Source organism: Micromonospora sp. LZ37 (assembly GCF_059359015.1).
Genome location: NZ_JCADBL010000006.1, coordinates 339,747 through 346,221 on the forward strand (window position 1 = coordinate 339,747; position 6,475 = coordinate 346,221).

Genomic DNA, 6,475 nt, shown 5'->3' on the forward strand with positions numbered 1-6,475 from the left:
GATGGCATATGGGCGGTAAGCCCATCACGGAGACGACCCGAGGCGGAGAGATGTCGAAGCGTACGGCGCCGGTACGAGATCATGGTCCGGCGGTGCTGGTCCCGGCCGCGTTCGGCGGGTACCCGGGACCGCTGCGGCGACCGCTGCCCGGCGCGTCGCTGATCAAGTTCCTGGGCACGACGGACCACAAGCAGATCGGCCTGCTGTATCTGCTCTCCTCGTTCGCGTTCTTCATCGCCGGCGGGGTGGAGGCGATGCTGATCAGGGGTGAGCTGGCCCGGCCCGGCCTGCAGCTCCTCTCCGCCGAGCAGTACAACCAGATGTTCACCTCGCACGGCGCGGTGATGCTGCTGCTGTTCGCCACCCCGGCGGCGTTCGGCTTCGCCAACTACATGGTGCCGATCCAGATCGGCGCGCCGGACGTGTCGTTTCCCCGGCTCAACGCCCTCGCCTACTGGCTCTACCTCTTCGGCGGGCTGATGGTCATGGGCGGGTTCCTGACGCCCAGCGGCTCGGCCGACTTCGGCTGGACGGCGTACACCCCACTGAGCACTGCCGAGCACTCGCCCGGGGTGGGCGCGAACATGTGGGTCGTCGGTCTGGTCGTCTCCGGGCTGGGCACGATCCTCGGCGCGGTCAACCTCATCACCACGATCCTCACCCTCCGGGCCCCGGGGATGACCATGTTCCGGATGCCGATCTTCACCTGGAACATGCTGATCACCAGCGTGCTGGTGATCCTCGTCTTCCCGCTGCTCGCCGCCGCCCTGCTGGCGCTGATGGCCGACCGGGTCCTCAGCGCCCACGTGTTCGACTCCACGACCGGTGGGCACATGCTCTGGCAGCACCTGTTCTGGTTCTTCGGCCACCCCGAGGTCTACATCATCGCGCTGCCGTTCTTCGGCATCGTCACCGAGGTCATCCCCGTCTTCTCCCGCAAGCCGCTCTTCGGCTACAAGGGCATGGTCGGCGCCACCATCTTCATCGCCGGCTACTCCATGATCGTCTGGGCGCACCACATGTTCACCACCGGCCAGGTGCTGCTGCCGTTCTTCGCCGCCACCACGTTCCTCATCGCGGTACCGACCGGGGTGAAGTTCTTCAACTGGCTCGGCACCATGTGGAAGGGGCAACTGACCTTCGAGACACCGATGCTGTTCTCCATCGGTTTCCTCGTCACCTTCCTGCTCGGCGGGCTGACGGGAGTGCTGCTGGCCAGCCCACCCGTGGACTTCCACGTCCACGACACCTACTTCGTGGTCGCCCACTTCCACTACGTGGTGTTCGGCACCGTGGTGTTCGCGCTCTTCGCCGGCTTCTACTTCTGGTGGCCGAAGATGACCGGCCGGCTCATGGACGAACGCCTGGGCAAGATTCACTTCTGGACGATGTTCCTCGGCTTCCACGGCACGTTCCTGATCCACCACTGGCTCGGAGCGGCAGGCATGCCCCGCCGCTACGCGGACTACCAACCGCAGGACGGCTTCACCTGGATGCACACGTTCTCCACCATCTGGTCGTTCGTCCTCGGCATCTCCACCCTGTTCTTCATGTGGAACGCCTGGAAGTCGTGGCGGTACGGGGCCAAGGTGAGCGTCGACGACCCCTGGGGCTTCGGCAACTCCCTGGAGTGGGCCACCACCTGCCCACCGCCGTTGCGCAACTTCGACCGGATGCCCCGCATCCGCTCCGAGCGTCCCGCCTTCGACGCCAAGTACGGGCCGCTCGTCGCCGACCTCGGCCGGGACCTGCCGCAGCGCGACACCAAGCCGCCGCACACGTTGCTCGAGGGGCTGCACCGCGAGCATCCGACGCCCGAGTCGCCCAGCGCCGAGGGCGCGCACGGGCCGCGGGAGGCGGGCGCCTACCAGCCGGCGGCCGAATCCGGCGCGCGGCCGGTGGATGTGCCGGACCCCGACCAGATTCGGCGACCCGCCTTCGACCAGACCGACGAACCCGATCGCGACCCGTGGGGTGGACAGCGCAGCCCCACCGACGACAACGACCGGTGGCGCCGCCCGGAGGGCAAGGGCGAGGAGCAGTGATCCGGGGGACCACGGGTCGGGAACCGGGGCGCCTTCTCGCCGATCCGCCCTCGGCCGGAACCTGGCCGACGTACCGTCGGAGCAGGCCAGCCGTCGCCCGGCGCCAGGGCGGGCGGTGGCCGGACGACCTGGACCTGCCCGTCCACGGGGATGGCGATGTCCTGTTGGGGTAGGTGACGTCGGCCGCCTCCGGGGTACGCCCGCATCCCCGTGACTGGGGCGCCGCTGCTCTGCGACGCCCCGGAGAGACGGCCGGACCGTGCACGTCACGACCGACGACCAGCCGGGGCCGTCCCGGTACGCCCTCGCCGCCGCCGGAGGCGGCAAGCCGGCCGGCCGGCGGGTCGATCTCCCGTGCCCGCCAGAGGTGAGGAGAAGGAATGACATCGGAGCGTGGACGCCCCCGGCTGACCGGTCCCCCACCGCCGTCTCGCCGCGGTGGGAGACGGTCCCCTGCCGGCGTGCCCCCGACCCCCCGACGCTGACGATGTGCGGCATCAGCGGTGAGGCGAGGTTCGACGCGACGGCGCCCGACGCCGACGCGGTGACCCGGATGGCCGAGGCGATGCGTTCCCGCGGCCCGGACGGGGAGGGCCTGTGGAGCGACGGCTGGATCACCCTCGGGCACCGGCGGCTGACCGTCATCGACCTGTCCGAGGCGGGCGGCCAGCCCATGGTGCGCGAGGACCTCGGGCTCGCGCTGGTCTTCAACGGCTGCGTCTACAACTACCCGGAGCTGCGGGAGGAGCTGCGGGCCGCCGGGCACACGTTCCACTCCACCAGTGACACCGAGGTGATCCTGGTGGCGTACGCGCAGTGGGGCGAGGACTTCGTCGACCACCTGGTCGGCATGTTCGCCGTCGGCCTGGTCGACCGGGCCCGGCGGCGGCTCGTGCTCGCCCGCGACCGGCTCGGCATCAAGCCCCTCTACCTGGCCGAGAAGCCGGGGCGGCTGCGGTTCGCCTCGACGCTGCCGGCGCTGCTGGCCGCCGGGGACGTCGACACCCGCGTCGACCCCGTGGCCCTGCACCACTACCTGTCGTGGCACTCGATCGTGCCCGCACCCCGGACCATCCTGCGTGGCATCCGCAAGCTCCCCCCGGCCACCGTGCGCGTCGTCGAGGCCGACGGGCGCAGCCGCGAGCGGGTCTACTGGCGGCCCGAGTACGTCCGCGACCCCGCCCACGCCGGCTGGGACGCCCACGACTGGCGGGCCGCGGTCGGCGACGCGCTGCGCACCGCCGTACGGCGCCGGCTGGTCGCCGACGTACCGGTCGGCGTGCTGCTCTCCGGCGGACTCGACTCCAGCATGATCGTGGCGCTGCTCGCCGAGGCCGGGCAGGAGCACCTGCGCACGTTCAGCATCGGCTTCGACAGCCGGGGCGGGGAGAGCGGCGACGAGTTCCACTACTCCGACCTGGTCGCCCGCGCGTACGACACCGACCACCAGCGCATCCAGCTCGCCGACGACGACCTCGTGCCCGCCGTCCGCCGGACCATCGAGGCGATGACCGAGCCCATGGGCAGCCACGACGTGGTCGCCTTCCACCTGCTCTCCGAGCAGGTGGCGCGGCACGTCAAGGTGGCACAGTCCGGGCAGGGCGCCGACGAGGTCTTCGCCGGCTACGGCTACCACCAGCCCCTGACCCGGGTGCCCCGCGACGGCGCCGCCGACGCGTTCTCGGGAGCCTTCTTCGACCGGGACCACGCCGAGCTGAACCGGGTGGTCGGCCCCGCGTACGCCATGGACTCCGACGCCAGCCGCGACCTCGTCGCCGCGGACCTCGCTGCGCCCGGCGCGGACACCGCGCTCGACGCGGTGCTGCGCCTGGACACCCACCTCATGCTCCCCGACGACCCGGTGAAGCGGGTGGACAGCATGAGCATGGCGTGGGGGCTGGAGGTCCGCACCCCGTTCCTCGACCAGGACCTGGTGACGCTCGCCGCCGCCTGCCCGCCCGAGCACAAGGTCGCGCAGGGCGGAAAGGGCGTGCTCAAGGAGGTGGCCCGCCAGGTACTGCCCGCCGAGGTGATCGACCGCCCGAAGGGCTACTTCCCGGTGCCCGCGCTGCGCAACGTCGACGGACCGGTCCGCGACCTCGTCACCGAGGCGCTGCGGGCGCCGGCCGCGCGGGAACGCGCGCTGTTCCGGCCGGAGTACGTCGACGCGCTGCTCACCGACCCCGAACAGGCGCAGGCCGCGGCCGGCAGCAACAAGCTGTGGCAGCTCGGTCTGCTCGAACTCTGGCTCCAGACCCATGATGTCCACTAGCCCGGGCGACGAGGCGGAGGTCCGGCACGTGGCCACCGCCAACCGTGGCGGGCAGCCGCCGGGGTGAAGAAGGATCGACTGGCCGGTTCCGAGCCGGAGGTGGCGGAGGCGTTCGGCCGCGTGGTCGAGGAAGGCGCCAACCGGCTGGCACGACCGTGGGCCCCGCTGATCGTCACCGGGATTGTCGGCGGTGTCGACGTCGGCACCGGCGTACTGGCCTACCTCCTGGTCAAGGAGGCCACCGGGCACACCCTGCTCGCCGGGCTCGCCTTCGGCATCGGCTTCGTGGCGCTGCTGTTGGCCCGCAGCGAGCTGTTCACCGAGAACTTCCTGGTGCCGGTGACCGCGGTGGCCGCCGGCCACAACACCGTGCGCTCGCTGCTACGGCTGTGGAGCGTGACCCTGGCCGGCAACCTGCTCGGCGGCTGGCTGGTGGCCTGGCTGATCACCCAGGGTTTCCCCGACCTGCGCCGCACCGCCATCGAGACCGGCACCCACTTCGCCACGCTCGGCGTCAACCTGCGCTCTTTCGCCCTGGCCGTGCTCGCCGGCATGGTGATCACCCTGATGACCCGGATGCAGCACTCCACCGAGAGCCTCGGCGTACGCCTGGTGCCGTCGGTGCTGTTCGGCGCGCTGCTCGCCAGCGGGCAGCTCTTCCACAGCGTCCTGGACTCGATCCTGATGTTCGCCGCGCTGACCGCCGGCCGCGCTCCTTTCGGCTACGTCGACTGGCTCGGCGCCCTCGGCTGGTCCGTGCTCGGCAACATCGTCGGAGGCGTCGGGCTCGTCACCGTCCTCCGGCTGGCTCGGGTGCCCCGTGAGCTCGCCGATGAGCGGTCCCGGCAGCGGTGAGCGCGGCGAACGGCGTCGGGCGCGGATGCCCGCCGGGGTCGGCCAGCGAGTGCGGGTCGGCAGGGGCCGGGTGGGCCGTTCCTGCCTCAGTCGGGCAGCAGTCGGCGCAGCACACCCTTGGCGGTGGCGACGGTCCGGTAGGACTGCACCAGGTACGAGCCGCAGACGATGTTCGCTCCGGCCAGCGCGGGCACCGCGTACTGCGCCAGGCGCTGCCGACGCTGCCACGTCGCGACCGCGTCCGGCGTGTGCGCGGTGGGCAGGGTGGCGTCCCGTACCTCGATCTGCTCGCCGCGCTGGTGTGCCTCCTCCGCCAGCTGTCCGATCCGCTTCCCGCAGTACGCGGCGTACGCGGTGGCCGCCGCGCCGAGCACGGTGATGCCGGCCTTCGCCGCACCCACCGTCCCGAAGCCCTTCTGCAGTGCCATCCGGCGTCGGCCCACCCGGCTGAGCTGGAGGCCGGCGAGCATGGTGGCGCCGATGCCGAGCCACTGGACCGGGCTGAACCGGCCCCAGGCGGACTCGGCGACCCGGATCCGGTCGATGCCCTGATGGAGGTCGCTGCCGGACTTGTTGACCCCGGCGACGCCCATCACCGTGCCGCCGAACCAGAGAGCCGATCCCACGTCGTGTACCGCCTGGGCGACGGCGTGGTTGTCGGTCGCGGTCATCTGCATGCCGGGGCACCTCCTTGAGATGGCGGCGGCTCGACATCCGCCTCATCCCGATTAGAGCAGTTCGGACCCGCTGGCTCGGCCGGGTTTCGCCCGATGTTCACCGGTTGGGCACGACCTTGACGGCCGGCGACGCCGCCTAGCCCCCATCGCGCTCCGCGCCGCGTGCAGTCCCGCCCCACGGGCGGGACTGCGCGCCCACCTCCCATGATCGCGCTCGATCCAGGAAGTAGTGGCTTCCCGGCGGGTTCGAGGCCACTACTTCCCGGATCGAGCACGATCTTGGCGGGCGCGGGGCGGGCGCGGGGCGGGCGCGGACGTGCTTGGCGCACGGGTGTGGCGGTGCGCGGGGTGGGTCGCGTCGTCGGCCGAATCCTGGACGTCGCGCAGCCGGGCGAGCGGATGGGCCGGATGGGCGACGTCAGCCCCGCGAGCCGTCGTACGGTCAGGGCATGGGCGCGGGCCGGCTCCGTCCGGCTGTCGCGGTGGCCCATGGCCGGACTAAGCCTTCCAGGAGGACCCGTGTTCACCGATTCCGAGGAACTCCTGCGCTACCTCAAGAACGAGGACGTGAGGTTCGTCGACGTACGGTTCTGTGACCTGCCCGGCGTGATGCAGCACTTCAACCT

4 protein-coding genes are annotated in these 6,475 nt (G+C 71.4%); 3 read left to right on the forward strand and 1 reads right to left on the reverse strand.

Translation table 11 applies throughout. The annotated features are described in order from the left end of the window. Positions 1 to 50 precede the first annotated feature (50 nt). The 3 genes from ctaD to AC5L3Z_RS15855 all read left to right on the forward strand — a co-directional run bounded on the left by ctaD (position 51) and on the right by AC5L3Z_RS15855 (position 5,172). Positions 51 to 2,045, forward strand: a complete 1,995-nt coding sequence (gene ctaD / locus AC5L3Z_RS15845) for an aa3-type cytochrome oxidase subunit I (RefSeq protein ID WP_494842693.1) — start codon at positions 51 to 53, stop codon at positions 2,043 to 2,045. A gap of 487 nt (positions 2,046 to 2,532) precedes the next feature. Beyond that, complete coding sequence (locus AC5L3Z_RS15850; protein ID WP_494842695.1) at positions 2,533 to 4,317, forward strand: N-acetylglutaminylglutamine amidotransferase; 1,785 nt, start codon at positions 2,533 to 2,535, stop codon at positions 4,315 to 4,317. 63 nt (positions 4,318 to 4,380) lie between these two features. Then, a complete protein-coding gene (locus AC5L3Z_RS15855) occupies positions 4,381 to 5,172 on the forward strand; it encodes a formate/nitrite transporter family protein (RefSeq protein ID WP_494842697.1) in 792 nt (263 codons plus the stop codon). 86 nt (positions 5,173 to 5,258) lie between these two features. Here the strand turns inward: AC5L3Z_RS15855 and AC5L3Z_RS15860 are convergent, their stop codons facing one another. Continuing rightward, on the reverse strand, positions 5,259 to 5,849 hold the full coding sequence (locus AC5L3Z_RS15860; RefSeq protein ID WP_334534009.1) for a hypothetical protein: 591 nt from the start codon (positions 5,847 to 5,849) through the stop codon (positions 5,259 to 5,261). Positions 5,850 to 6,475: the final 626 nt, after the last annotated feature.